We start from the raw sequence: 25,266 nt of genomic DNA on the forward strand, positions 1-25,266 counted from the left end.
TCTCCTTACAATTTTACGCCGAGATGGGCCGCAACAGTGGGAACATCCTTATCCCCCCGGCCGGATAGATTAACGATGATGGTTTGGCTCTTCTCCATCTTGGGGGCCATGACAATGGCATGGGCTACCGCATGGGCACTCTCTAAGGCGGGGATAATGCCCTCCAGCTTTGTAAGGGTTTGGAAGGCCTCCAGAGCTTGCTGGTCTGTAGCACTGACGTAGTTCACCCGGCCAATATCATGAAGCCATGAATGTTCTGGCCCGATGCCCGGATAATCCAGCCCCGCGCTGATGGAGTGGGCTTCTGTAATTTGCCCGTGATCATCTTGTAGTAAATAGGTACGGTTACCATGCAGCACACCGGGCGTACCGCGGGCGATAGAGGCCGCTGTTTTGCCGCTATCTAGCCCCAAACCTGCGGCCTCCACGCCATAAAGGGGGACCTCTGCATCATCAAGGAAGGGATGGAAAATCCCCATCGCGTTAGACCCGCCCCCAATGGCAGCGATAACAGCATCGGGCAAACGGCCTGTTTGCTCCTGTATTTGCTCACGCGCTTCTGTCCCGATGACGGATTGGAAGTCCCTCACCATGGCCGGATAAGGGTGAGGCCCAGCGACCGTGCCGACAAGGAAGTAAGTGTTCGCTACATTAGCCACCCAATCGCGCATGGCTTCATTCATAGCGTCTTTTAAGGTGCCGGCCCCGGCTGTAACGGGGTGGACTTTAGCCCCCAGTAGATGCATGCGAAAGACATTGGGTTTTTGCCGTTCTACATCGGTGGCACCCATATAGATTTCACATTCCAATCCAAAGAGGGCGCAGACAGTGGCTGTGGCCACACCATGTTGCCCAGCCCCGGTCTCTGCCACAATGCGGGTTTTGCCCATACGGCGGGCAAGGAGAATCTGGCCCATCACATTATTGAGCTTGTGGGAGCCTGTATGGTTTAGCTCCTCCCGCTTGAGGTAAATCTGCGCGCCGCCGAGTGTCTCGCTCAGCCGTTTAGCGTGCCAGAGCGGGCTAGGGCGGCCAACATAATGGCGGAGGTAATAATCTAACTCGTTTTGGAAGGCCGGGTCTGTTTTGGCGTGAGCATAGGCTTTTTCCAACTCTAGCATGAGGGGCATGAGGGTTTCTGCGACAAAACGCCCCCCATGAATCCCGAAATGCCCGCGTTCATCTGGCCCGGTGCGGAGGGAGTTAAGCTGGCTGGTGATGGGTGTGTTTGTAGGCATGATATGTATCTTTGCGTTGTGAAAAGAGGGATTAGTCGATGGTTGGCGTGGGGGAGTGCAGCCCTAGAGCGTGCTGGACGAGGGCCTCTTGCTCAGCTTGATGAATACTCGCAAGCCCCGTAGCGGGAGAGGCAGAGGCCTTGCGGCCCGCATAAAGCGGACGGGTGCAGCGATGGCCGACATCATGCAAGCAGGCTTCAATACGCCGGTCCACAAAGTGCCATGCCCCGCCATTTTCTGGCTCTTCTTGGCACCAGATGACCTCTTGCGCCTCTGGGTGATGGCCAAGCTCTTCAGCTAACGCATGGTGAGGGAAGGGGTAAAGCTGCTCCAACCGAATGATGGCGCAATGGGACAGATCCATCTCATCGCGTTTTTGTAGAAGGTCGTAATACACCTTCCCGCTACATAGCACGACTCGTTTGGCCCCACCGGGGCAGGTGGCATCTGCCAGAATGGGGAGGAAGCGTGTATGCGGCCCCATATCGCTAAGCGGTGAGACAGCCAGCTTATGGCGGAGGAGCGATTTGGGGCTGAACACCACCAAAGGCTTACGGCAACGGCGGGCAATTTGCCGCCGCAAGAGGTGGAAGAAGCTTGCTGGGCTGGAGGGCATACAGACGCGCATATTATTCTCCGCACAAAGCTGGAGAAAACGCTCTGGCCGCGCAGAGGAATGTTCTGGCCCGGCCCCCTCATAACCATGTGGCAAGAGCAGGGTAAGGCCTGAGGTACGCAGCCATTTTGTCTCCCCTGCGGAGAGGAATTGGTCGATGATAATTTGTGCACCATTGGCGAAGTCGCCAAATTGCCCTTCCCACAGCACTAACGCATCAGGATTGCCGAGGGAATAACCATATTCAAACCCCATCACGCCATATTCGGAGAGAGGGGAGTTCCATACATTCACAGGGGCTTGGCGCGGGGCGATATGAGCTAGTGGCGTATAATGATGGCCCGTATGTTGGTCCGTCAGCACGGCATGGCGTTGGCTAAAGGTCCCACGGCCACAATCCTGTCCAGAGAGGCGCACTGCGTGGCCATCTAAAGCCAGCGTACCAAAAGCGAGGGCTTCTGCCGTGGCCCAATCGACTGGCCCGCCCTCGGCTAAGGTGGCCTGCCGTGCTTTAAGTTGCCGGGCAAGGCGGGGATGAATGTTAAATGTGGTGGGGACAGTCGTTAGGGCCTCCCCCACCTGTTGCAGACGGGGAAGGGGCACGCCCGTCATGGGCTGGATACGCTCTGGCGTGTCGAGCAAACGGGTGGGGTCTTGTGGGCTATAATCAAGCCAATCGGTTGGGTCTGGCTGGTAGGTGTCGGCTTCCTCAAAAGCACGATGAAGTTGAGCCTGCACATCCTCCCATAACGCATCAATCTCGGCAGGGTGGATGTTCGTCTCCGCGAGGACCTTCTTGGCATAGAGGGTGCGTAAGGTGGGATGCTGGCTGATCGTTTGCACCATCGCAGGTTGTGTAAAAGCGGGGTCATCCGTCTCATTATGGCCATGACGGCGATAGCTGATGATGTCCACCACAATATCGCTGGCGAAGGTCTTGCGCCATTCATGCGCTAAAGCCGCACAACGGGCCACAGCTTCGGGATTATCACCATTAACATGCAGAATAGGGGCCTGCACGGTTTTGGCGACATCGGTGTTCCATAAGCCAGAATGAGCGGCCTCTGGGCTGGTGGTAAACCCAACTTGGTTATTGACGATGATATGCACTGTCCCACCCGTGCGATACCCTTCTAAGCGGGAGAGTTGGAGTGTTTCATACACAACACCTTGCCCCGCAAAGGCGGCATCCCCATGGACGAGAATCCCAAGATGCTTCTGGCGGGTTTCGTCTTTATCTTTATCTTGGTCCGCACGGACGCGGCCTAGCACGACAGGATCCACAGCCTCCAAATGGGAGGGGTTGGGCAGCAGGGAGATGCGGATTTCGTGACGGCCCTGACGGATGGTGGTTGTGGTGCCGAGATGATATTTCACATCACCAGAGACACGGATACCCTCTGGGTAGAAGGCCTTGCCTGCGAACTCGCTAAAGATAGCGGCATAGGGTTTACGCAGGATATTGGCCATGACATTCAGCCGCCCGCGATGAGGCATCCCTAGGGAGATGGAGCGTACATCATCGCGTGCTGCCTCATTGAGCAGGGCTTGCAGCGCGACAATGAGGCTCTCTCCTCCCTCTAACCCAAAGCGGCGCATCCCGGTGAAGCGTTGTTGGCAAAAGGTCTCAAACCCTTCCGCACGGGTGAGCAAGCTGAGGATGCGCTCTTGGGAGAGGGGGAGAGCTGTTGAGGGATGAGTCTCTAAACGGTCGATCCACCATTGCCGTTGTTGGCTATCATGGAGGTGCATAAACTCTGCCCCAATCGGCCCGCAATAAGCGCGTTTTAGATGAGCTAGTAAGGCAGGGTCGGTGTGGCTATCGGGGGTGAGGGCATCATGCGGGCGGGCAGGGCGTAGGCCGAGCGGGTCTAGCTCGGCATGGAGATGACCACAAAGGCGGAAAGCTTTTTTAAGTCGCTCATCACGCAATTCTGCCTCGGAGGAAGGCGAGGAGGGCAAAGCGGCCTCGTCCTCCGAAGCGGGGTTGCCCATGGTGGTAAAAAGCGCATCATAATCAGGATGGACAGAGGTCGGGTCCTCCACCCATTGGGTGTATAGCTCGCCGAGATAAGCGATGTTCTCGCCATTAATGGCATGGTGATGGTTCGGTGAGCCCGTCATGATGGCATGGTTCCTTTTCGCCTCGCTGGGGTGTATTTTTAACGCATCCTGAGATGAAGGCAAAATCTTCTCTCTGATGTGAAGGGCATGAGCGAGAATGATGGCTTGCTTGCCTTGCCGGGGAGGGGTAGCTTGCTTTCTATTATGAGTGCTATTTCTCTCAATTATGAGGCTGTGCAGCAAGCACGCCTCCAGCATAAGCCGTGCCCGCATCTTGTGGTGCCGGATTTTTTGGCAGGGCCGTCTCTTATGCGGGCGGTGTCGTTATTGCCAGAGATAAAAGCCGGTGGGTCTTACCCCTTAGCGGCTTTGTCGCTCCATCCAGAGCTAAAGAGCATGATGGAGGAGTTCGCTGGGCCGCGTTTAAAAGCCATTGTGGCAGAGAGATTTGGCCTAGATGTACAAACCGCCCCAAGCATGGTGACAATGCGCGGGCAAACGCGCGCTAAAGATGGCCGGATTCATCGTGATAGTGCCTCTAAGCGGGTGACAATTCTTCTTTATCTTAATGACCCTACACAGGATTGGGCGCATCAGGGCGGGTGTTTACGCTTTTTGAATGGGCCGGATGATGTGGAGGATTATGTAAGTGAGATTCCACCTGTTGGGGGGACGTTGGTTATTTTCCCCAATGGGCCGGATACATGGCACGGGCATCGCCCTTATATAGGGCCGCGCTATACAATTCAGTTGAATTACATGGCACGGGATAAACGCGCCCAGTATGAGCTTTTACGGCATCGTGTCTCTGCTTTTTGGAAGCGGTTGGTTTCGTAAAATAAGTTGGTTTGTAAGAGGCCGTTGAGGCGGAGATGAAGGCAAAGGCATACCCTTTGCTGATAAGAGGAGAGTGAGACGATGGGGTATAGAGTTGCTGTTGTTGGGGCTACGGGGGCTGTTGGGCGTGAGATCCTCAAAACATTGGCGGAGCGTCAGTTCCCAGTTGATGAGATTGTAGCCCTCGCCTCTGCTCGCTCGGCAGGGCGGGAGGTCTCCTTTGGAGACAAGACGGTTCTGAAGGTTCAGAATCTCGAGACGTTCGATTTCACAGGGTGGGATATTGCGCTCTTTTCCCCCGGCGGGGCTGTATCGGCCAAATACGCGCCTAAGGCTGCGGCGGCAAAATGTTTGGTCGTGGATAATACATCCCATTTCCGTATGGAGCCGGGTATCCCCCTCGTTGTGCCGGAGGTCAATGCCGGTGCTTTAAAGAAGGCGCGTAAAGGCATTATCGCTAACCCTAACTGCTCTACCGCTCAGATGATGGTGGCGTTGAAGCCACTGCATGATTTGTTCAGCATTGAGCGTGTGGTGGTCTCGACCTATCAGGCTGTCTCTGGGGCAGGGAAGTCCGGCATGGATGAGCTGTTTAGCCAGACAAAAGGCAGCTTTGTGAATGATGCGCCCACCATTGCACAATTTACAAAGCAGATTGCCTTTAACCTCATCCCGCATATTGATCGCTTTATGGAGGATGGCTCCACCAAGGAAGAATGGAAGATGGCGGTCGAGACTCGTAAGATTCTGGACCCGGACATCAAGGTCCTTGCCACATGCGTGCGCGTGCCGGTCTTTATTGGTCACTCTGAGGCGATTAGCATCGAATGTCGTAAGCCGGTGGATTTAGAGAAAGCCCGCGCGGCGTTGCGGAAAGCCCCTGGTGTGATTTTGCGTGATGAGCGTGAAGATGGTGGCTACGTCACCCCAATCGAATGTGTGGGTGAGGATGATACCTACATCTCCCGCCTGCGGATTGACTCGACTGTAGAGCATGGTCTGGCCTTTTGGTGTGTGTCGGATAATCTCCGTAAGGGGGCGGCCCTTAATGCTGTACAAATTGCCGAGAGCCTGCATGAGCAGCATTTGATTGGCAAGGACTCCCCACTTTGGAAGCCAGCTCCCCGCCCAGAAGAGCCATCGTAATTACGGGTGGGTTAATAGATGGTGCTTATCGCAATGCTGGGGTGAAATCCTCTTTCCAAAAAAGGATGTCGTCCCCATAGTGGAGGGGCTATGTCTTATTTTACTTATACCCCTCCGCGCACGCCTGTTCCCTCCGGGGGGCGGGTTGGTGTTCTTCTCGTGAATCTGGGTACGCCAGATGATACGGGTTATCGTTCCGTCCGCCGTTATCTGAAGGAGTTTCTTTCAGACCGCCGGGTGATCGAATCTCATCCCCTTATCTGGCAGCCCATCCTTAACACGCTGGTGTTGTCGCGTAGGCCCTTTGCGAGTGGGGCGAATTATGCCCGCATCTGGGATAAGGAGGAGGATGCCTCCCCTCTGCGTGTCTTTACCCGTAAGCAGGCAGAAGGCTTGGCTGAACGCCTCGCCCCGGAGGGGATTCCGGTGGCATGGGGGATGCGCTATGGCCAGCCCTCCGTAAAGCAGGCCTTGGAGGAGTTGCTGGACCAAGGGTGTGACCGCATCATCAATATCCCGCTTTATCCGCAATATTCCGCCACTACGACAGCCACAGCGAATGACCAGCTCTTTCGGGCTTTGATGCGCTTGCGGCGGCAACCTTCGGTGTTGACGGTACCGTCTTTTCCTGACCATCCACAGTTTATTGAGGCGTTAGCCGCTTCGGTGCGGCGTGTTTATGCAGGGCTATCCTTTACACCGCAACGGCTTGTGACGTCTTATCACGGCCTGCCAAAAGCCTTTGTGGAGAAGGGCGACCCGTATCAAGAGGAATGTGCCCGCACGACCAAAGCCTTGGCTGCCTCATTAGGGTTGAAGGATGAGGAGGTTCCTTTGACCTTCCAATCCCGCTTTGGGCCGATGGAATGGCTCCAACCTTATACGGCCCCTTATATCGCGGCCTTACCCAAACAAGGCATTACAAAGATTGCCGTCATCATGCCCGGCTTTATGGCGGATTGCATCGAAACGCTGGATGAAATTGGCCGGGAGGTGCGTGAGGAGTTCATGGAGGCAGGAGGAGAGGAGTTCGCCTTCATCCCCTGTTTGAATGACGCGCCAGAGGCTATCACGCTTTTGGAGCATTTAGCGCGGCAGGCGATGAAAGGCTTCCAAACCTGACACAAAAAACCCGGCTAAAAAGCCGGGTTTCTCATAAGCGATATACGCTTAGCCTTAATGGGCGGCTTGGGCATCCCCATTAGCATGCTCAGCATCGTACCATTGGGCTTTTTGCGCTTTAGCTGCGGCGGAGTTGTTTTTCTGCCACCAGCCGCTGCCATTTTGCTTGCTCTCTACAGGATGTTCCTTATCCCAAAGAGCGGCTTTCTCCGCGATGGATTTGCGGTATTTATGCCGCTGATACATCCCCACAACACAGCCGCCAACAGCCCCAGCCACAGCATGCTTATGGGCAACATGGCCCGCTACAGCCCCAGCGGCACCGTATTTGATGCAGCCGCCCGGCTCTGCCATGGCAGGAGCAGCCATGCCAATAAGCATGCTGGTAGCGAAAAGAGAGAAGATTGCGCGCTTCATCATTGAAGGCCCCTAACATTATTATTTTTTAGGAAAATGGTCGGAGTGAGAGGATTCGAACCTCCGGCCCCTGCGTCCCGAACACAGTGCTCTACCAGGCTGAGCTACACTCCGATTTGTGGGGTTATACCTACCCCGCCTCTAACAGGGGTGCAAGGGGGAGCCTCGCGGTTTTTGCAGAAAAATAAAGAAATGATTGCTCAAGCTCTTGCTAAAAGAACACCCACCCTCTCACGAAAGAGAAAGTGGGCGTCTAAAAGAGGCGCGATAGAGCTTACAGAGCTTTGGTAAGAGCAGGTAGAATCTCAAAGAGGTCCCCTACCATGCCGTAATCCGCCACTTTGAAGATGGGAGCCTCTGGGTCGATATTGATGGCAACAATCACGCGGCTATCTTTCATCCCAGCAAGATGTTGAATAGCCCCAGAGAGGCCCGTAGCGATGTAAAGCTCTGGCGCAACCACTTTACCCGTTTGGCCCACCTGCATCTCATTGGGGGCAAAGCCAGAATCCACCGCCGCGCGGGAGGCCCCAATAGCGGCCCCTAATTTATCGGCAATCGGCTCTAATAAATTATGGAAGTTAGAGGCATCTTTAAGGCCCTTACCACCAGAGATGACCACACGGGCGACCTCTAGCTCTGGGCGGTCGGACTGGCTTTGTTCCAACTTTACAAAGCGGCTTTTGCCGTCATCAGCAGGGGCGTCTAGCACCTCAAGGCTTGCATTGCCGCCGGTCTCAGCCACAGGGTCAAAACTGGAGGAGCGAATGGTCAGGATTTTGACGCTATCGCTGGATTGCACAGTGGCGAGGGCATTGCCCGCATAGATAGGCCGGATGAATGTACTCTCATCCTCAATCTTCACCACGTCAGAGATAGGTTGAACATCCAACAACCCTGCTAGACGGGGGAGGATATTCTTCCCGCTGGAGGATGATGCCGCAAGAATATGGCTGTAAGAGGGGGCCAATGTGGCTAGCAGAGCTGCCGTAGGCTCGGCGAGGGCATGGGTGAGAGCGGGAACATGCAGAACTTTGCGTACACCAGCCAATGTGCTGGCAGCTTCCGCCCCAGCGTCCCCAAGGAGCAGCGCATCAACCTCACCAAAGCGGGAGGCAGCGGCAATGGCAGAACGGGAAGCCTGACGGACCTTGCCGTTCTCGATTTCGATCAGAACAAGTGCGGTCATCAGATTACCTTCGCTTCTGTCTTGAGCTTCTGGACCAGCTCATCCACGGTTTCGACAATGATGCCCGCTGTGCGTTGGGGCGGCTCAGCGACCTTTACCACCGTGAGATGGGGTGTCAGGTCAACGCCTAAGGAGGCTGCTTCAAGCGTCTCCAGTGGTTTTTTACGCGCCTTCATAATGTTAGGCAGGGAGGCATAGCGTGGCTCATTAAGGCGGAGGTCCGCTGTGATGACCGCAGGTAGGGTGAGGGCAAGGGTCTCCGTCCCGCCATCAACTTCCCGCGTAACGGTGGCGTGGCCATCGGCAATGTCAATCTGACTGGCGAATGTCCCTTGCGGCCAGCCAAGCTTGGCTGCGAGCATCTGGCCAGTGGCGTTCATATCATCATCAATGGCTTGCTTGCCCATGGAGATAAGGCCCGGCTGCTCTTTCTCCACAACGGCTTTGAGGAGATTAGCGACCACGCGCGGCTCACAATCTACATCGGTGCTGATGAGGATGGCACGGTCTGCCCCCATGGCCATGGCGGTCCTGAGGACATCCTGAGCCACTTGCGGGCCGATGGTCACCGCGATGACCTCACTAGCATGGCCCTTCTCTCGCAGGCGGAGGGCTTCCTCCAGTGCGATTTCATCGAAGGGATTCATGGACATTTTCACGCCCTGCGTTTCGACACCACGGCCATCTGCGGCAACGCGTGGCTTGATGTTGTAATCAACAACTCGTTTGACGGGGACAAGAACCTTCATGGTCATCCTTTGTTGCTGTCGCAGCTTAAAATGAAACTGGGGCTAGGTTATCTGCTTTTATCCTAAAAGTCACATCCCAGAAGGATAATTTGGCCCGCTACCGCCTTCTGGCGTACACCAGTTAATATCTTGCCCCGGGTCCTTAATGTCGCAGCTTTTGCAATGCACGCAGTTTTGAGCATTGATAACAAGCTCCTCTGCCTCATTGGTTTCATACACACCGGCAGGGCAATAGCGGCTTTCTGGGGCGGCAAAGCGCGCAAGATTAACCTCTTTCCACGTTTGCATATCGCCTACATGTAGATGCACAGGTTGGTCATCATCATGGCTGATATTGCTGAGAAAGACGGACTCGGCCCGGGTGAAGGTTAGCTTACCATCGGCTTTGGGGTAGTCGATTTTGGGGGCTTTATCAGCAGGGAGGAGGGTGTGGTTATCAGCATGACGGTGATGCAAGGTCCAAGGGGCGCGCCCACGGAAGATCATGCTATCAATCCCGCTATAGGCAGCTCCGCCGAGCATCCCCCAATGAGAGAAAGCTGGTCGAATATTGCGTGCAGCGGAGAGTTCTTTCCATAACCGTGAGGCCTTTAGGGCACGCATGTAGGTGCTGGCCTCAGTTTGCTCAGTTTGGATGGCCTCTAGCACCGCATCTGCGGCAATCATGCCGGACCTCATAGCTGTGTGAATGCCTTTAATCTTGGGCATATTGAGGAAGCCCGCGCAATCGCCTGTCAAAACCCCACCGGGGAAGATAGGATGGGGGAGGGATTGTAATCCCCCTTCGGAGATAGCCCGCGCCCCGTACATGATGCGCCGTCCACCCTCAAAATGTTTCTTAAAGGCGGGGTGCTGCTTGGTGCGCTGCATTTCCTCAAAAGGGGAGAGCCATGGGTTGCGGTAATCTAGCGCGGTGATGAAGCCGTAAGACACCAGATTTTCCCCGAAATGATAGAGGAAGGCCCCGCCATAAGTGTGGGTATCAAGCGGCCAGCCAAAGCTATGCTGCACAAAGCCGGGGCGATGATTCTCCGCAGGAATCTCCCATACTTCCTTAATCCCTAGGCCAAAGGTCTGCGGGTCGGCATTTTTGCGGAGGTCAAAGCGGGCCATGGCTTTTTTGCTGAGCGAACCTCTGGCTCCTTCTGCCAGAATGGTTTGTTTCGCGCGGAGAATCATCCCCGGTGTGTAGTCAGGCTTTGGCTTACCTTGGCGGTTGACGCCCATATCCCCAGTGATAACGCCGCAAACTTTGCCATCCTCAATAAACAAATCTGCGCCAGAGAAGCCGGGATAGATTTCCACCCCCAGAGCCTCGGCTTGCTCCCCGAGCCAACGGCAGAATGTCCCAAGAGAGATGATGTAATTCCCCCGATTATCCATTTGCGGCATGAGGAGATGGAGAGCCGGGATGGGGATGGCGGTTTTTTTTGTCAGAAAGAGGAGCTTCTCATCTCGGACAGGTGTGTGAAGTGGGGCACCGCGCTCCGGCCAATCTGGGAAAAGCTCTGTCAACGCGCTAGGCTCTAGCACAGCACCGGAGACAATATGCGCGCCAATTTCGCTGCCTTTCTCCAACAAGCAGACTGAAAGTTCTGGCTGTTGTTGACGGAGGCGAATAGCGGCAGTGAGTCCGGCAGGCCCGCCCCCCACGATGACGACATCAAAGGCCATTTCCTCCCGCTCTATAGCGGTTGTGTTATCGCTTTGGGTCTGTGACATGAGGGGACTCCTACTGCTTACAGGGAACATAAAGAGTGGTCAGAGAAGGTATCTCACCCTTTGCGTGTAAAGGTCCAGTAAAAAGGCTGCCGCCCTTCACGGAAGGCTTTGGCCTCATAGCGTGTGGGGGACCAATCTGCGGGGCGTTCTAAGGCGGGCGGTGGGGCCTCAAAGAGCGTTTGCTGGCTCATCACTTCTGTGACCCAGTCTTGATAGACAGGGTGGTCACTTGCGACACGCCACGGCGCACCGGGTTTAAGCAGCCGAGCCATATGGCGCAGATTCTCTGGATGGATGAAACGCCGCTTCGCATGGCGGGCTTTAGGCCACGGGTCGGGAAACATGAGATAGGCGCGGTCTAAGCAGGAATCGGGCAGGCCTTTTAATAATTGGCGGCCATCTTCTGCCCAGAGGCGTAGATTATCCGGCCCTAAGGCTGTGGCTTCTTCCCCCTCTGGGATGATGCGCGAGAGGAGGGAGCAAACGCCATTATCAAACACTTCCGCTGCGATATAGCCAGCCTCTGGGTTGCGAGCGGCTTGGTCATAAGCATGCTCACCACCACCAAAGCCAATCTCTAAGAAGAGTTGAGAGACAGGCTTGCCGAAGCCTTCCAACGGGGCGGCCATATTGCGGAAATGAACACGCGGGAGGGCCTCATCGAGCAAGCGTTGCTGGCGTGGGCGGAGGGGATGGCCACGTTGGCGGCCATAGAGGCGTTCGGGCTGGGGTTTGAGGTCTTCAAGCACAATCGGGCACTAAAGTTGAGGATGATAAAAAGCCCCCACTCCCTTTTCATGCTGAACATGGAGAGGAAGCGGAGGCTGGCAGAGGGGGAGGGGCTTATGCCCCTCCCTGTAGGACTTCAGCGATTGAGCGCGCTTTTAAGCTGCTCGGCAAGGTCCGTATTTTCCCATGTGAAGTTATCTAACGCAGGGTCAGGAATACGGCCAAAATGCCCGTAAGCGGCTGTTTTGCTGTAGATAGGCCGGTTAAGACGCAGACGCTCGCGGATGCCACGGGGGGAGAGATCTACAATCTCATTGAGCAACGCGCCGAGGCGAACTTCATCCACATCTTTGCCAGAACCATCCAGGTCCACATAAACAGAGAGCGGACGGGAGACGCCAATCGCGTAGCTAAGCTGGATGGTGCAACGGTCTGCGAGGTCCGCTGCAACGACATTCTTAGCCAGATAGCGTGCGGCATAAGCAGCAGAGCGGTCCACCTTGGTCGGGTCCTTCCCGGAGAAAGCTCCGCCGCCATGAGGGGCAGCCCCGCCGTAAGTATCCACAATAATTTTGCGGCCTGTTAGCCCGGCATCGCCATCTGGCCCCCCGATGACGAAATTGCCTGTCGGGTTGACGTAGAACTCATGCTCTGGGCACATCCACCCTTCGGGCAGGACCTCCCGGACAGTCTCACGCACCATTTCGCGGATGGTGTTTTGGCGCATACCTTCTGCATGTTGGGTGGAGACCACAACAGAGGTCGCCCCAACAGGTTTGCCATCCACATAGCGCAGCGTGACTTGGCTTTTAGCATCAGGTAGTAGGCCCACGCCGCGTGCATCGCCTTGCTTACGATAATCGCGGATGCGCTCTAGGATGCTTTGGGCGTAAAAGAGCGGAGCAGGCATAAGCTCTGCTGTTTCACGTGTAGCAAAGCCGAACATAATGCCTTGGTCGCCTGCGCCTTCATCCTTATCGCCAGCACTATCAACACCGACAGCAATATCGGCAGATTGTGCGTGGAGGAGGGAGGTGATTTCAGCATGTTTCCAAGAGAAGCCCTCTTGGTCATAACCAATATCTTTGATGGCCTCGCGGGCGCGGTCGATCAATGTATCTTCGACAGCTTTAGGGCCGCGAACTTCGCCAGCAAGAATGACACGATTCGTAGTAACCAGTGTCTCACAAGCTACGCGGGCTTCTGGCTCGGCCTCAAGGTAAGCATCTAGGACGGTATCGGAGATACGGTCTGCTACTTTATCGGGATGACCTTCGGAAACGGATTCAGAAGTAAAAAGAAAATCGCCGTGATTGCGCACTCAGGGACCTCGCAGGGAATGAGTGGTGAAAAAAAGGCTGCCCCTGCCCCCCGAAAGGCACAAGCGACAGGACATGAAGAACCTAACCGCTTGGCTGAAAAACGCTCTGAGGTCAAGGGTTAGCGCGTTCTTTACATTTCAACGCGTGGGATTGGATTGTAAAGAAAGTGCGTATTTTCCGCTTGTTAGGCCATGTTGGCAGGGTAGGAAAAAAGACGCGCAACATGGCCATGAGGGGGAACAATTACGGTGTGTTGAGCACATCCTGCATGCTGTATAGCCCTGCTTTGCGGTGAGGCTGTGCTAACCAGAGGGCTGCTTTAAGCGCACCACGGGCGAAGACGCGGCGGTCTAATGCGCGGTGGGAGAGGGTAATTTCTTCATCGGTGGTGAGGAAGCGCAGCTCATGCTCGCCAATAACTTGCCCCCCGCGGAGGGAGGCAAAACCGATGGCCCCATCAGGCCGTTTACCATTTTGGTCTAACCGTTTAACCTGCTCAAACTCTGCCTCTCGTCCTGCAGCAACAGCCCGCCCAATGGCGAGAGCTGTGCCGGAGGGGGCATCTAGCTTTTGGCGATGATGTGTCTCCACAATTTCCGCATCATAATCTGGCAAGGCTGCGCCGAGTTGGCGTGCGAGGGAGAGCAACATAGTAAGCGCAGGAGAAAAATTCGCCGCTTGGAGGACAGCGATATGCTCGGCTGCTTGTTCTACAGCGTGTTGTGCTGCGGCATCTAACCCCGTTGTGCCGAGGACCCACGCACACCCTGCTTGCGTAAAGGCACGGGCGTGAGTGGGGACAAGGCTTGCATGGCTGACATCAATAATCACGTCACATTCACGCCCAAGCGCATCGGCTTCGCTGGTGATATGACGCGCAGGGTCAGCCGTGCGGGACAGCCCGCCTGCGAGATGCGGGCCTGCTTCCTCCGCACAAAGCTGCCCTAGCCGCCCGGTAATGCCCGCAATGCCGATGCGGGGAGAGAGAATGTTGCTCATGATGCTCTGCCCTTATCGCTCCCAGAACTTTTTAACACGGGCAAAGAAGCCATCATGCTCGGGGCTGCCCTTGCTATGGTCTTTGCTCTCTGCCTCGAACTCCTCAAGCAATTCGCGTTGACGTTTGGTGAGGTGGCTTGGGGTTTCTACCGTGATGCGGATATACATATCCCCCCGCGCTTTGGAGTGCAGGACGGAGAAGCCCTTCCCGCGTAGGCGGAAATTATCGCCTGTTTGCGTCCCGGCAGGGATTTTCACCATTGTTCGTCCCCCATCAATGAGCGGGACTTCAATCTCATCACCCAAGGCGGCTTGGGTCATTCGTAAGGGGACGCGGCATTGGATGGTGGCCCCATCGCGCTCGAAGATATTATGGCTATCCACTGTGACGAGGACATAAAGATCCCCCGGTTGGACACCCTCGCCCCCGGCTTCGCCTTTGCCAGCAAGGCGGATGCGTGTGCCATCTTCAATCCCGGCGGGGATATCAACCGCGACAGTCTCTTTTGCGGCTTCGGTCCCGCTGCCATGGCAGCTACGGCACGGATTGCTCACCGTTTGCCCTGCACCGTGACAGGTTGGGCAGGGTTGTTCCACCACAAAGAAGCCGCGTTGCACACGCACAGCCCCTTGCCCGTGGCACGTTTGGCAGGTTTGTTTGCTGCCGTTAGGGTCTGCCGAGCCAGAGCCTTGGCAGCTGGAGCAGGCCTTGCGGGTGGGGACTTCAATTTCCTTCCGCACGCCAGAGAAGGCCTCTGTTAGGGTGATGTCGATTTGGACTTGTATGTCCTCAGCTTGGCGTTGTTGGCGGGCGCGGCGGCCACCCATATTGAACATTTGCTCAAAAATATCGCCAAGGCCACCAGCATCAAACCCGCCGAAGCCACCGCCAAAGCCACTTGCTCCACCGCCCATACCGTTTTCGAAAGCATCATGGCCGTAACGGTCATAGGCAGCACGTTTTTGCTCGTCCTTTAGGACTTCATAAGCGGCGTTGACTTCCTTAAACTTTCTTTCCGCTTCCTCATCATCGGGGTTGCGGTCGGGATGGTAGCGCATTGCTAATTTACGATACGCTTTTTTAATCTCTGCACCGCTTGCTGTGCGGGAGACACTGAGTGTCTCGTAATAATCCATTCGTGTAGCCATAATGGTCCTCAGTCACGCAGGGGAGCGGGCACCCGGATAAGGGCGGGCCGGGTGATGGTGGTCTGTCCCTTATGCAAAAAGGCGTCACCCCCCAGTGAGTGGGGGAATTGACGCCAATCGCAGGAAGGGGAGCCCCGCAAAAAGGGCCGGGCTCCACCTTATTATAAGCGATTATTTCTTTGTTTTATCGTCAACGTCCTCAAACTCGGCATCGACAATATCTTCCTCTGGCTTGCCGCCAGCAGGCTGACCTTCTGCCTCACCAGCCCCAGCTTGGTGAGCCGCTTGCCCAACCTTCATAGCGACTTGAGTAAGATGCTCACTGGCCTTTTTAATGGCCTCAGCATCCTCACCACCAAGGGCTTCGCGAGCCTTTTTGATAGCGTCTTCTGCCTCGCTCTTATCAGCAGCAGGGACTTTATCACCAGCCTCGGAGAGGGTCTTTTCGGTCTGATGGATCATGGCCTCGGTGCTATTGCGGAGGTCCACAAGCTCACGGCGGGCCTTATCGGCAGAGGCATTTTCCTCAGCTTCTTTGACCATGCGATCAATATCGGCTTCAGAGAGACCACCATCGCCCTTAATGGAGATGTTCTGCTCCTTGCCAGTTGCCTTATCCTTGGCGGAGACATTGACGATACCGTTAGCATCAATATCGAATGTCACCTCAATTTGCGGCTGACCACGCGGGGCCGGGGCAATGCCTGTGAGGTCAAAATTGCCGAGCAGCTTGTTATCTGCGGCCATTTCGCGCTCACCTTGGAAGACCTTAATGGTTACAGCTGGCTGATTATCCTCAGCGGTGGAGAAGGTCTGGCTCTTTTTAGTCGGGATCGTCGTGTTACGGTCGATCAGACGTGTAAAGACACCGCCCAGCGTCTCAATACCGAGGGAGAGTGGGGTCACATCCAGCAGCAGCACGTCTTTGACGTCACCTTGGAGAACACCACCCTGCACAGCCGCACCGATGGCAACCACTTCATCAGGGTTCACATTGCGGGCAGGCTCTTTGCCGAAGAACTCTTTAACGCTCTCCACAACTTTGGGCATACGGGTCTGCCCACCAACGAGGATAACCTCTTTAATGTCGGCCGGTGTCAGCTCTGCATCCTTGAGGGCCTTGCGGCAAGGCTCCAGAGACCGCTTAATAAGGTCGTCAACGAGGCTCTCAAGCTTTGCACGGGTCACCTTGACGACAAGATGTTTCGGCCCAGAAGCGTCAGCGGTGATGAAGGGCAGGTTGACCTCTGTCTCCTTCGCGGAGGAAAGCTCAATCTTAGCCTTCTCGGCAGCTTCCTTCAGGCGTTGGAGAGCCATTTTATCAGTGCGGAGGTCTAACCCCTGCTCCCGTTTAAACTCATCAGCCAGATAATCGATCAGCTTATTATCGAAGTCTTCACCACCGAGGAAGGTATCACCGTTGGTGGATTTCACTTCGATCACACCATCGGAGATTTCCAGAATGGAAATATCGAATGTACCACCGCCGAGGTCATACACAGCCACATTGCCAGAATCGCCTTTCTCAAGCCCATAAGCGAGGGCAGCGGCGGTTGGCTCGTTAATGATGCGCTTAACATCTAGCCCAGCGATACGACCAGCATCGCGCGTGGCTTGGCGTTGAGCATCGTTAAAGTAAGCCGGAACGGTGATGACGGCTTCTGTCACCTTCTCACCGAGATAAGCCTCAGCGGTTTCCTTCATCTTGCCGAGCACGAAGGCGGAAATCTGGGAGGGGGCGTAGTTCTCGTCACGGGCACGCACCCACGCATCGCCATTATCGCCTTTGACGATCTCGTAAGGAACGGTCTTTTGGTCCTTAGCAACGGTGGGGTCGTCAAAACGACGGCCAATCAGACGTTTTACAGCATAAAGCGTGTTGGCAGGGTTTGTGACAGCCTGACGTTTTGCGGCCTGACCAACCAAACGCTCCCCACTATCAGTGAAGGCAACGACGGATGGGGTGGTGCGGGCACCCTCGCTGTTTTCGATAACCTTGTTCTCATTCCCCTCGCGCACAGCAACGCAGGAGTTGGTTGTCCCAAGGTCAATACCAATAATTTTACCCATGACGATTTGTCCCTTTTCAGCGGCGTCCCCCAACCCCCTCAAGGCATCGGGTGGAAACCCTATTGTGACGTTATCAGGTCGGGCTGGTAGGCAAGCCTACAGGCCCGTAGGACCGATTTGGTAAGTCTATATTGCTCTTTCAAGAGGGAAAAGCTGGAAAAGATAGCTGATTTTCCTATAAGGGACGGGCATGTTTTCTCGTTGGAGAAGCGTAGCATCTGCGTTAAGCTGAGGTAGTGTGACTATAACATGCTGTCTTTATTAGGAGTTCTCCCCTGTCTGGCCTGAAATCTTTATCTTGTAAGCTGGGTTTTGTGGCGCGGCTTTATTCCATATGCTGGTGGAAAAATGACTGTAGCAGGTGGCAGGGGCGTGTCGCATTATCGTTATGGGCATGTGTATTGCCTCTCGCACTTGGGGGGTGTTTGACGCTTGGCCCAGAGCGTATGCGGCATGACCAACTTGCTTATTCCCGCGCCCTTGGTGAGGTGCAAAAGCGGGAAATGCTGCTCAATATCGTGCGGTTGCGTTATGGGGAGCCACCGGCCTTTTTGGATACAACGCAGGTGATTGCTGGCTATAACTTCTCGCGTAGTTTTTCAGGCGGGTATTATGGTTATCCGGCATCTGCGGTAAGTAATTACCTCTTTGGGACAGGCACTATGTCTCAAGCGGAGAACCCAACTATCACTTACCAGCCTTTAACAGGGGAGCAATATGCGGAAAATATTGTTCGCCCTATTTCTCCTGTAGCGATTATGCCGCTTAGCCTTGGGGGAATGGCGATTGATACGCTCTTGCGGCTGACAGCACAATCTGTTGATGGCCTCTCGAATGTGCGGGGGGTGGGGCCTTTTGGGGGAGGGTCGGTCCGCTTTTATCTTTTATTGCATGATTTACGTCAGCTTCAATTAGCTGGGGCTATGACGGTGCGTATTGCGACAGATGATCCGTCTTCATCAAAGGGGGGTAAACAAGCAGGCCCTTCTTCAGGGACGGATAGTAATGGAAGCAAGGCGGGCAATGGCCAGCCGAACGAGCATATATATCTTGTCCTCACCAGTACGGCCGACAGTAACTTACAGGCGATTCAAGGTGAGGTGCGGCGGTTATTGCACCTTAATGCCGAGATAAATGAAGCAGAGATTGTGTATGGTCCCTACCCGAAGAAGGAAGGGCAAATCGCCATTCTTACGCGCTCAATGCTCGCTATGTTGACGCAGCTCTCTTACGAAATGGAAGTGCCAGAGAAGGATGTCCATTCTGGCCGAACATTGCCAACGATTGGCCAAGTTGGGATTGAGAGCCGCCCGGAGGTGGTGATCCATTCTGGTAAAGAAGCTCCAGAAGGCGCGTATGCTGCTGTTTTTTATAAAAAATGCTGGTATTGGATTTCCGACACGGACTTCCGGAGTAAGGAAGCTTTTACGATGGTCCAAGTCCTCAGCACACTTGCAGCAACTAGCCATAGTGGTGGTGCTGTGGTGACAATCCCAGCAGGATGACAGAACGAGGCGTGATGATGGCTCAAAAACCAGTGATTCTTCAGCTTCTACCTGCTCTTGGGATTGGAGGGTTAGAGCGTGGGGCGGTCGATATGGCCGAGGCCATTAACCAAGCGGGGGGGCGTGCCCTTGTTGCTGCCGAGCGTGGAGCGTTGGTTTCGCGCTTGCGTTATGTGGGCGGTGAGCATGTGGAGATGGCTTTTCATAAGCGGGTCTCGTTGCGGTATTTTTTTAGTCGTGTGGCGATGTTACGCAGGCTTATCCGTCAAGAGGGGGTAAGTTTGGTTCATGCGCGCTCTCGTTACCCGGCTCTTGTCGCAGCGGTGGCTTGTCGGAAGGAGAATATCCCGCTTGTGACGACATGGCATGGGGACCATCAAGCGCGTTTTTGGCTGAAGAAATGGTATAATTCTGGCCTAGTGCGTGGGCAGCGTGTGATTGCGGTGTCGGAGCATATTGGGGAGCGTTTGCGCAAAGAATATCGCGTGGGGGAGGACCGGTTGCGGGTTATTCCGCGTGGGAGTGACCCGGCTGTTTTTGCGTTGGAAGCCGTCCATGGCTCCCAGATGCATACTTTGTTGGAGCGTTGGCGCGTAGGGGATGAGAGCCGCATTATTTTGATGCCGGGGCGGCTCACGCGTTGGAAAGGGCAGGAATGTCTTATCGAGGCATTGGGGTATCTAGCAGTCCATCATCCAGAGCAAGAATGGATATGTGTTATGGTTGGGCCGGGAGAAGAAAGACCCTATGCGCAGATGTTGCAGAAATTGGCTGAAGAACGCGGTATAGCCAGCCGTTTGCGTTTTGCGGGTGTGTGTCACGATATGGCAGCAGCGTATAAATTAGCGCATATTGTCGTGGTGCCCTCTTTAAGGCCAGAGCCGTTTGGGCGTGTGCCGGTAGAAGCGCAAATGATGGGACGCTGGGTTATAGGCTCTGCCCGTGGGGGGTTGAAAGAGACTATCCATCATGGTGAGACGGGAACGCTTGTCCCTGCGGGGGATTCGCGCGCGCTTGCTATGGCCCTGCGGGAAGTGCTGGACGTGCCCCCAGAACTTATGGCAGAGCGGCAGGATGAAATACGCGCCCATGCGTTAGCGCGCTATACAAAACAACATATGCAGCAAGCCACGTTGGGTGTGTATGATGAGCTTCTATCCAGCCATTTGCAGGAGGCTTTTATACGCTTCCATCAGGAGAGGGATGTAGAGCATGAAGCCTGATAGGGCGAAAAAGATGGAGCCTGCTCCTATGACAGCGCGGCAGGAGCGTCAATTACGCGAGGCAGAGGCTTTGCGTGCCAATTTGATGCGCCGCAAGCAGCAGCAACGTGCCCGCCCTACGAGTGCCTCTAGCCGAGAGAAAGCCTAATGAATAAGCTCTCCTTACCGCTCCCATCCCGGCAAGAAATTGCATTGGGGATTATCACTATATTATGGGGGGGGACCTATTACATCATCCAGCTGGCTTTAAAGACCAGTGGGCCGATGTTCTTTATTGGGGTGCGCTTTCTCATTGCCGCATTGTTTGTGGTCTGTTTTGTAGGGCGTAAGCGCGTCTTGCAGGGGATTCCACGCTCGGAGATTTGGCGTGGTGGGATGATCGGCCTTGTGCTGGCCTTTGGGTATATTTGTCAAACAGAAGGTTTGTTGACAATTACCAGTAGTCGCTCTGCGTTTTTGACGGCTCTTTACGTTCCCCTTGTTCCCCTTCTGCAATGGATCATCTTGCGTAAGGCTCCTAATACGAGCGGAATCATTGGTATTTTCCTCGCCTTTGTTGGGTTAGTTCTTCTCGCTGAACCGTGGAAGACGGGCTTAACGATGAGCTCCGGTGACGGTTTGACCTTATTGGGGACGTTCTCTTACGCTTTTGAGATTATCTGCGTTGGTCTTTTCGCTTTAGAGACTGATAGCCGCCGTATGGCCTTTGTGCAGTTGGTTGCTGGGGCATTACTTTCTTTTGTGCTGATGCCGGTAGTTGGGGAGCATATTCCAGCCTTCAGTTGGGGCTGGATGAGCTGTGCACTCGTAATGGGTGTGGTGAGTGCGGCCACACAACTTGTGCTTAACTGGGCGCAAAAGACAGTCTCTCCCACAAAAGCAACGATTATTTATGCGAGTGAGCCAATATGGGGTGGCCTTGTAGGGTTCTTTACAGGGGATGTTTTAACGATAACGACCCTTGTCGGGGCAGGCTTTATTGTGGCGGGGGTTTTAGCCAGTGAGGTTAAGCCGCGTTGGCCGCGTTTCCGCCGCACATTGCGTGGTGGTGCGGTGCGCGATACCGCGATTGTGCAGAAAAAGCGTTATCGGCCGAGTATGTCGGATTTGACGATCCGTAATGGGTCTGACCCGCGATAGGGGATAATTTTGTCCTAGCGCGGGCAGATGATATGGTAAAAGAGGTCGGGCTGGGATTTAAGCACGATTTGAGTGACTGTAGAGGTTATTAATCATAAGGGAGAGCGGCTATGTCAATTATGCCCGACCACTGGATTCGCCGTATGGCGCAGGACCATGGCATGATAGAGCCTTTTGTTGAGGCGCAAAAACGTGAGAAGGTCATCTCCTACGGCCTGTCCTCTTATGGCTATGATGCCCGCGTGGCGGATGAGTTCCATATCTTTACAGATGTGGATAATGCCATTGTGGACCCAAAGAACTTCAGCCCGGATAGTTTTGTCACGCGCCGGGGGGATATTACAATCCCGCCTAATAGTTTTGCCCTAGCGCATACGGTGGAATATTTCCGCATCCCGCGGGATACATTGGTTGTTTGCCTTGGTAAATCGACCTATGCGCGTTGTGGGATTATCGTCAATGTCACCCCTTTAGAGCCTGAATGGGAAGGGCAAGTGACCATTGAGATAAGCAATACAACCCCTCTGCCAGCTCGTATTTACGCTAATGAGGGTATTTGCCAGTTCTTGTTCTTTAAAGGTGATAGCCCTTGTGAGGTGAGCTATGCTGATAGGGCAGGGAAATATATGCGGCAGTCTGGTGTAACACCACCGCGCTTATAAGCGGCATATTTTAGGTTAAGAGGCGAGGGGAACAAGGCTGATGGATTATTTCCTCATAGAGGGGGGGCGGCGTTTGGAAGGGCGCATCCCTGTTGGTGGTGCAAAGAACTCCGGCTTGAAGCTGATGGTAGCGTCCCTCCTCTCTGAAGGGCCTTTGATTCTCTCTAACGTGCCTGATATTGCCGATATCCGCACGATGCGGACATTATTGGGCCAGCTTGGTTATGAGGTGGCGGAGGTTGATGGCCCCGGCACGCTGAGCCTTGGGGGGGCCATTCATTCTGTAGAAGCCCCTTATGATATTGTCTCTCGTATGCGGGCTTCTATCTTGGTGTTGGGGCCTCTTTTGGCCCGTATGGGCGAGGCGCGTGTCTCTTTGCCCGGTGGTTGTGCCATTGGTACGCGCCCGGTGGATTTGCACCTCAAAGGGCTAGAGGCTTTAGGGGCGGAGATTCAGTTAGAGGCAGGCTATATCCATGCGCGTGCCCCGCAGGGTTTGCAGGGGGGGCGTGTGGTATTACCGTTCCCCAGTGTGGGGGCGACAGAGAATATCATGATGGCCGCTACCCTAGCGCGTGGGACGACAGAGCTTGTTAATGCCGCGCGGGAGCCGGAGATTTTAGACCTCGCTAAGTGTTTGAACGCCATGGGGGCCCGCATTACCGGGGCACATTCTGGCACCATCACGATAGAAGGGGTGGAGCGGCTGCATGGCGCGCATTATGCGGTGATGCCAGACCGGATTGAATGTGGGACATATGCTTGTGCGGTCGGGATGACTGGCGGGGATGTCCTGCTAGAGGGTGGTCGTATGGCCGACCAAGAGGCGGTAGTCCATGCGCTACAGCAGGCTGGTGTTGAGGTTACGCAGGAGGCTGAGGGGCTGAGGGTGCGCAGCCAAGGCCGTTTGCGCGGGTTAGATTTAACGACCGAGCCTTATCCCGGCTTCCCGACAGATATGCAGGCGCAGTTCATGGCGATGCTCTCTGTAGCGGAGGGGGCCTCTATGATCACTGAGACGATTTTTGAGAATCGCTTCATGCATGTGCCAGAGCTGAATCGTATGGGGGCGAATATTACGATCCAAGGGCGTGCTGCGGTGATTCGTGGGGTGGAGCATCTTTCTGGCGCACGGGTGATGGCGACTGATTTGCGGGCCTCTTTCTCCCTCATTCTGGCTGGGTTGGTGGCAGAGGGCGAAACGGAGCTTAGCCGCGTTTATCATCTTGATCGCGGTTATGAGCATGTGGAGAAAAAGCTCTCTGCCTGTGGGGCGAAAATTAAGCGCGTGAAGGCTCCTGCAAAAGCTGGATGACGCTTGGTACATCCTCCACAACCTCATAGAGGCTTGAGGCAGTAGCATCGGCGAATCCTTGCTCCAAGGTTGTACGAAGCATAGCGATGAGCGCATCTGCCCAGCCATGAGCGTTGAGGATGATGATGGGTCGCTGGCTTAGTCCAAGCTGGCGATTGACGAGGACTTCGGAAAACTCATCAAACGTACCAAAGCCGCCGGGCAGGACGATATAAGCATCAGCAATTTCAAAGAGCTTGGCTTTGCGTGTAGGCATGTCCTCTGTCACGTCGAGGTCCGTTACGCCTTCGTGGAGGATTTCTCGTGCTTCTAAAAAGCGGGGGATAATCCCTTTAACGCGCCCGCCTGCTTGTAATGTTGCATCAGCAACGGCCCCCATTAATCCAGCTTTGCCGCCCCCATAAACAAGGGTGATGCCTGCTTGGGCTAGGGCCGTGCCAAGGGCGCGGGCTGTGTGCATATAGGCGGGGTCATGACCAAGGCGAGAGCCACAAAAGACAGAGCAGAATTGAATGGCCATAAAAGATGTGTCTCCTTCGCATAAAAAATGCCGGGTGCAAGAACCCGGCATTTAGCATGGGATAAATCCCATAAAGTCGTAGCGGTGAGACTACGCCCTTGCTGTAAGGCCCTGCCTTATTGGGTATTTTTAGGAATACCACACCCGGGGATACGGGAGAAAGCAGCACTAAAGGCGATACCGCTAACGCAGAGTACACCAGCTACGGCGAACATAACGCCCCAGCCCATATGGTCGCGCAAACCACCCATGAACCAGCTGGAAATCACAATGGTGACATCCGTGAAGATGGAGTAAGCGGCGATGAGAATCCCATGGAACTCTGGCCCATCGGTCTTGACGGCCATTGTACCCATAGCAGGGAAGAGGAGGGAGAAGCCTGCACCGGTTAGGGCAGCACCGATTAACCCGCCTGTATTGTTATGGACTAAGCAGAACACGGCCATAGCGATAGCTTCTGTCACGAGGGACATGTAGGCAATCGGCACACCGCCATGTTTGTCGATTTGGCCAGAGACGAAAATCCGCATGAAGATAAAGCATGCTGCGAAAACGCCAAAGGCAATGCCAAGGCCTGTCCAGTGATTCTCGGTATAATACAGGGCGAGGAAGCTGTTCACCGTCCCGAAGCCGACAGAGCCAGCAGCCAGAGCGGCACCATAAGGCAGCACCTTCTTCACTGCGAGACCGAAGGACATAGGCTTACCCTTGCTCGGCAGGGGCTTAATGGCCTTATAGAAGGTCAAGATGATGAACCCGCAAATGCCCAATGTTGCGGCAAAGATACCAACAGGCAGAAGCTTGATGGTCGGCAGCAAGCCGCTGAGCCATTGCCCAACTGTCACACCAACAGCGATACCACCGTAGGAGGTCACGCCGTTCCAAGAAATAGCAACGGAGGAGTGAGCTGGCCCAACGCGGCGGAGGTTCCATGTCGTTACAGAGGTAGACGTGCAGCTCTCTGACCAACCGATGAAGAGACGGCTGATAAGAGCAACAGTCAACGCCACATAACGAGATGTGTCATTCATACCCATCAGATGGGATGTAGGAATGAGCGCGGCAAGGCACATCAATAAGCCGGAGATGGTGCAGAGAATCAGACCCCATCTTAGGACGGCTTTAGGGCCGAAGATGTCGATGCGGCGACCAACAATCATACGGCCCATGGCTGTGCCGATATATTGTAGGGAGATGGTACTGGCTGCAATAGCCGTACTAAAACCGAGCGTATTATGTACGAACTGAGCACCAATAATAGCGTTGGGCAGCCCGATGACGAAATATACAAGGAGGTTAAAGAAAACAACGGGCATCACACGCATAGTCGGTGAGCACGTATAGGTTGCGTCTTCGTCAGACATGAACGTCCCCTTTGCAGTTTTTGCAGCCATGCCCACCGATAGCTAATATAGGCATAACTTTGCTTAGGTCTTGACCATAGGTGAGAAAACCCTTTCCGTCACGGGGCAAAGTTTGCTTTGCTGATATAGTTATGAATGGCAGCCATGCAGCAAGTAGGTGGGTTGTTT

The 25,266-nt window shown here is 54.7% G+C and carries 22 protein-coding genes and 1 tRNA gene; 9 read left to right on the forward strand and 14 right to left on the reverse strand.

The window, feature by feature from the left end; genetic code table 11:
* Positions 1 to 5 precede the first annotated feature (5 nt).
* On the reverse strand, positions 6 to 1,238 hold the full coding sequence (trpB, locus tag GM556_RS00660; protein ID WP_099026443.1) for a tryptophan synthase subunit beta: 1,233 nt from the start codon (positions 1,236 to 1,238) through the stop codon (positions 6 to 8).
* A gap of 31 nt (positions 1,239 to 1,269) precedes the next feature.
* Positions 1,270 to 3,978 (reverse strand): 2-oxoglutarate dehydrogenase E1 component, encoded by a 2,709-nt coding sequence (locus tag GM556_RS00665; protein WP_155578959.1) that lies wholly within the window; start codon positions 3,976 to 3,978, stop codon positions 1,270 to 1,272.
* An 87-nt stretch (positions 3,979 to 4,065) separates the two neighbouring features.
* Between GM556_RS00665 and GM556_RS00670 the strand changes: the two genes are divergently transcribed.
* From GM556_RS00670 to hemH, 3 genes are all read left to right on the forward strand, one after another.
* On the forward strand, positions 4,066 to 4,755 hold the full coding sequence (locus GM556_RS00670) for a 2OG-Fe(II) oxygenase (RefSeq protein ID WP_230873221.1): 690 nt from the start codon (positions 4,066 to 4,068) through the stop codon (positions 4,753 to 4,755).
* An 81-nt stretch (positions 4,756 to 4,836) separates the two neighbouring features.
* On the forward strand, positions 4,837 to 5,901 hold the full coding sequence (locus tag GM556_RS00675) for an aspartate-semialdehyde dehydrogenase (RefSeq protein ID WP_155578960.1): 1,065 nt from the start codon (positions 4,837 to 4,839) through the stop codon (positions 5,899 to 5,901).
* A gap of 90 nt (positions 5,902 to 5,991) precedes the next feature.
* The gene (hemH, locus tag GM556_RS00680) at positions 5,992 to 7,023 is read left to right on the forward strand and encodes a ferrochelatase (protein ID WP_155578961.1); all 1,032 of its coding nucleotides are present in this window, start codon (positions 5,992 to 5,994) and stop codon (positions 7,021 to 7,023) included.
* Positions 7,024 to 7,077: 54 nt separating this feature from the next.
* Here the strand turns inward: hemH and GM556_RS00685 are convergent, their stop codons facing one another.
* The 10 genes from GM556_RS00685 to dnaK all read right to left on the reverse strand — a co-directional run bounded on the left by GM556_RS00685 (position 7,078) and on the right by dnaK (position 17,369).
* On the reverse strand, positions 7,078 to 7,440 hold the full coding sequence (locus GM556_RS00685) for a hypothetical protein (protein WP_155573438.1): 363 nt from the start codon (positions 7,438 to 7,440) through the stop codon (positions 7,078 to 7,080).
* A gap of 37 nt (positions 7,441 to 7,477) precedes the next feature.
* Positions 7,478 to 7,554: transfer RNA gene (locus tag GM556_RS00690), tRNA-Pro, on the reverse strand.
* A 160-nt stretch (positions 7,555 to 7,714) separates the two neighbouring features.
* The gene (locus tag GM556_RS00695; protein ID WP_155578962.1) at positions 7,715 to 8,629 is read right to left on the reverse strand and encodes an electron transfer flavoprotein subunit alpha/FixB family protein; all 915 of its coding nucleotides are present in this window, start codon (positions 8,627 to 8,629) and stop codon (positions 7,715 to 7,717) included.
* Positions 8,629 to 9,378, reverse strand: coding sequence for an electron transfer flavoprotein subunit beta/FixA family protein (locus GM556_RS00700; RefSeq protein ID WP_155572663.1), 750 nt, complete (start codon positions 9,376 to 9,378; stop codon positions 8,629 to 8,631). The genes GM556_RS00695 and GM556_RS00700 overlap by 1 nt, the downstream gene beginning before the upstream one ends.
* Before the next feature lie 69 nt (positions 9,379 to 9,447).
* On the reverse strand, positions 9,448 to 11,100 hold the full coding sequence (locus tag GM556_RS00705; RefSeq protein WP_155578963.1) for an electron transfer flavoprotein-ubiquinone oxidoreductase: 1,653 nt from the start codon (positions 11,098 to 11,100) through the stop codon (positions 9,448 to 9,450).
* 53 nt (positions 11,101 to 11,153) lie between these two features.
* On the reverse strand, positions 11,154 to 11,849 hold the full coding sequence (locus GM556_RS00710) for a tRNA (guanine(46)-N(7))-methyltransferase TrmB (protein ID WP_099026437.1): 696 nt from the start codon (positions 11,847 to 11,849) through the stop codon (positions 11,154 to 11,156).
* A gap of 116 nt (positions 11,850 to 11,965) precedes the next feature.
* Entirely contained in the window at positions 11,966 to 13,150 is a 1,185-nt protein-coding gene (metK, locus tag GM556_RS00715; RefSeq protein ID WP_266137254.1) for a methionine adenosyltransferase, read from the reverse strand.
* Positions 13,151 to 13,394: 244 nt separating this feature from the next.
* On the reverse strand, positions 13,395 to 14,150 hold the full coding sequence (dapB, locus tag GM556_RS00720) for a 4-hydroxy-tetrahydrodipicolinate reductase (protein WP_099026435.1): 756 nt from the start codon (positions 14,148 to 14,150) through the stop codon (positions 13,395 to 13,397).
* A gap of 12 nt (positions 14,151 to 14,162) precedes the next feature.
* Positions 14,163 to 15,299, reverse strand: a complete 1,137-nt coding sequence (gene dnaJ, locus GM556_RS00725; RefSeq protein WP_155578964.1) for a molecular chaperone DnaJ — start codon at positions 15,297 to 15,299, stop codon at positions 14,163 to 14,165.
* Between the two features lie 171 nt (positions 15,300 to 15,470).
* The gene (dnaK, locus tag GM556_RS00730) at positions 15,471 to 17,369 is read right to left on the reverse strand and encodes a molecular chaperone DnaK (RefSeq protein WP_155572666.1); all 1,899 of its coding nucleotides are present in this window, start codon (positions 17,367 to 17,369) and stop codon (positions 15,471 to 15,473) included.
* Between the two features lie 446 nt (positions 17,370 to 17,815).
* On the opposite strand from dnaK, the gene GM556_RS00735 reads away from it, so the two are divergent.
* From GM556_RS00735 to murA, 6 genes are all read left to right on the forward strand, one after another.
* Complete coding sequence (locus GM556_RS00735; protein ID WP_370513562.1) at positions 17,816 to 18,874, forward strand: hypothetical protein; 1,059 nt, start codon at positions 17,816 to 17,818, stop codon at positions 18,872 to 18,874.
* Entirely contained in the window at positions 18,871 to 20,097 is a 1,227-nt protein-coding gene (locus tag GM556_RS00740; RefSeq protein WP_155578965.1) for a glycosyltransferase family 4 protein, read from the forward strand. Before GM556_RS00735 ends, GM556_RS00740 begins: the two co-directional genes overlap by 4 nt.
* Complete coding sequence (locus GM556_RS08575) at positions 20,087 to 20,245, forward strand: hypothetical protein (RefSeq protein ID WP_180794193.1); 159 nt, start codon at positions 20,087 to 20,089, stop codon at positions 20,243 to 20,245. The genes GM556_RS00740 and GM556_RS08575 overlap by 11 nt, the downstream gene beginning before the upstream one ends.
* Entirely contained in the window at positions 20,245 to 21,237 is a 993-nt protein-coding gene (locus GM556_RS00745; RefSeq protein ID WP_155572668.1) for a DMT family transporter, read from the forward strand. Before GM556_RS08575 ends, GM556_RS00745 begins: the two co-directional genes overlap by 1 nt.
* 110 nt (positions 21,238 to 21,347) lie before the next feature.
* Complete coding sequence (gene dcd, locus GM556_RS00750; protein ID WP_155572669.1) at positions 21,348 to 21,899, forward strand: dCTP deaminase; 552 nt, start codon at positions 21,348 to 21,350, stop codon at positions 21,897 to 21,899.
* A 40-nt stretch (positions 21,900 to 21,939) separates the two neighbouring features.
* The gene (murA, locus tag GM556_RS00755; RefSeq protein ID WP_155578966.1) at positions 21,940 to 23,214 is read left to right on the forward strand and encodes a UDP-N-acetylglucosamine 1-carboxyvinyltransferase; all 1,275 of its coding nucleotides are present in this window, start codon (positions 21,940 to 21,942) and stop codon (positions 23,212 to 23,214) included.
* Here murA and GM556_RS00760 read toward each other — a convergent pair.
* Both GM556_RS00760 and GM556_RS00765 read right to left on the reverse strand, forming a co-directional pair.
* Entirely contained in the window at positions 23,180 to 23,734 is a 555-nt protein-coding gene (locus tag GM556_RS00760) for a TIGR00730 family Rossman fold protein (protein ID WP_155572671.1), read from the reverse strand. The two genes, murA and GM556_RS00760, sit on opposite strands and share 35 nt — an antisense overlap.
* A 116-nt stretch (positions 23,735 to 23,850) precedes the next feature.
* Positions 23,851 to 25,098: an MFS transporter gene (locus GM556_RS00765; RefSeq protein WP_196424746.1), complete on the reverse strand. Its 1,248-nt coding sequence runs from the start codon at positions 25,096 to 25,098 to the stop codon at positions 23,851 to 23,853.
* Positions 25,099 to 25,266 lie beyond the last annotated feature (168 nt).

This window comes from Bombella sp. ESL0378 (genome assembly GCF_009725845.1).
Lineage (GTDB): Bacteria > Pseudomonadota > Alphaproteobacteria > Acetobacterales > Acetobacteraceae > Bombella > Bombella pollinis.

Excerpts from the sequence above, each read along its gene's own strand:
- dcd (WP_155572669.1), top strand. The coding sequence starts at position 21,348 with ATGTCAATTATGCCCGACCACTGGATTCGCCGTATGGCGCAGGACCAT.
- GM556_RS00765 (WP_196424746.1), bottom strand. The coding sequence starts at position 25,098 with ATGTCTGACGAAGACGCAACCTATACGTGCTCACCGACTATGCGTGTG.
- GM556_RS00735 (WP_370513562.1), top strand. The coding sequence starts at position 17,816 with ATGCGGCATGACCAACTTGCTTATTCCCGCGCCCTTGGTGAGGTGCAA.
- murA (WP_155578966.1), top strand. The coding sequence starts at position 21,940 with ATGGATTATTTCCTCATAGAGGGGGGGCGGCGTTTGGAAGGGCGCATC.
- hemH (WP_155578961.1), top strand. The coding sequence starts at position 5,992 with ATGTCTTATTTTACTTATACCCCTCCGCGCACGCCTGTTCCCTCCGGG.
- dapB (WP_099026435.1), bottom strand. The coding sequence starts at position 14,150 with ATGAGCAACATTCTCTCTCCCCGCATCGGCATTGCGGGCATTACCGGG.
- dnaJ (WP_155578964.1), bottom strand. The coding sequence starts at position 15,299 with ATGGCTACACGAATGGATTATTACGAGACACTCAGTGTCTCCCGCACA.
- GM556_RS08575 (WP_180794193.1), top strand. The coding sequence starts at position 20,087 with ATGAAGCCTGATAGGGCGAAAAAGATGGAGCCTGCTCCTATGACAGCG.
- GM556_RS00695 (WP_155578962.1), bottom strand. The coding sequence starts at position 8,629 with ATGACCGCACTTGTTCTGATCGAAATCGAGAACGGCAAGGTCCGTCAG.
- GM556_RS00665 (WP_155578959.1), bottom strand. The coding sequence starts at position 3,978 with ATGACGGGCTCACCGAACCATCACCATGCCATTAATGGCGAGAACATC.
- trpB (WP_099026443.1), bottom strand. The coding sequence starts at position 1,238 with ATGCCTACAAACACACCCATCACCAGCCAGCTTAACTCCCTCCGCACC.
- dnaK (WP_155572666.1), bottom strand. The coding sequence starts at position 17,369 with ATGGGTAAAATTATTGGTATTGACCTTGGGACAACCAACTCCTGCGTT.
- GM556_RS00675 (WP_155578960.1), top strand. The coding sequence starts at position 4,837 with ATGGGGTATAGAGTTGCTGTTGTTGGGGCTACGGGGGCTGTTGGGCGT.
- GM556_RS00685 (WP_155573438.1), bottom strand. The coding sequence starts at position 7,440 with ATGAAGCGCGCAATCTTCTCTCTTTTCGCTACCAGCATGCTTATTGGC.
- GM556_RS00700 (WP_155572663.1), bottom strand. The coding sequence starts at position 9,378 with ATGAAGGTTCTTGTCCCCGTCAAACGAGTTGTTGATTACAACATCAAG.
- GM556_RS00740 (WP_155578965.1), top strand. The coding sequence starts at position 18,871 with ATGACAGAACGAGGCGTGATGATGGCTCAAAAACCAGTGATTCTTCAG.
- GM556_RS00760 (WP_155572671.1), bottom strand. The coding sequence starts at position 23,734 with ATGGCCATTCAATTCTGCTCTGTCTTTTGTGGCTCTCGCCTTGGTCAT.
- GM556_RS00745 (WP_155572668.1), top strand. The coding sequence starts at position 20,245 with ATGAATAAGCTCTCCTTACCGCTCCCATCCCGGCAAGAAATTGCATTG.
- GM556_RS00670 (WP_230873221.1), top strand. The coding sequence starts at position 4,066 with ATGAGCGAGAATGATGGCTTGCTTGCCTTGCCGGGGAGGGGTAGCTTG.
- GM556_RS00705 (WP_155578963.1), bottom strand. The coding sequence starts at position 11,100 with ATGTCACAGACCCAAAGCGATAACACAACCGCTATAGAGCGGGAGGAA.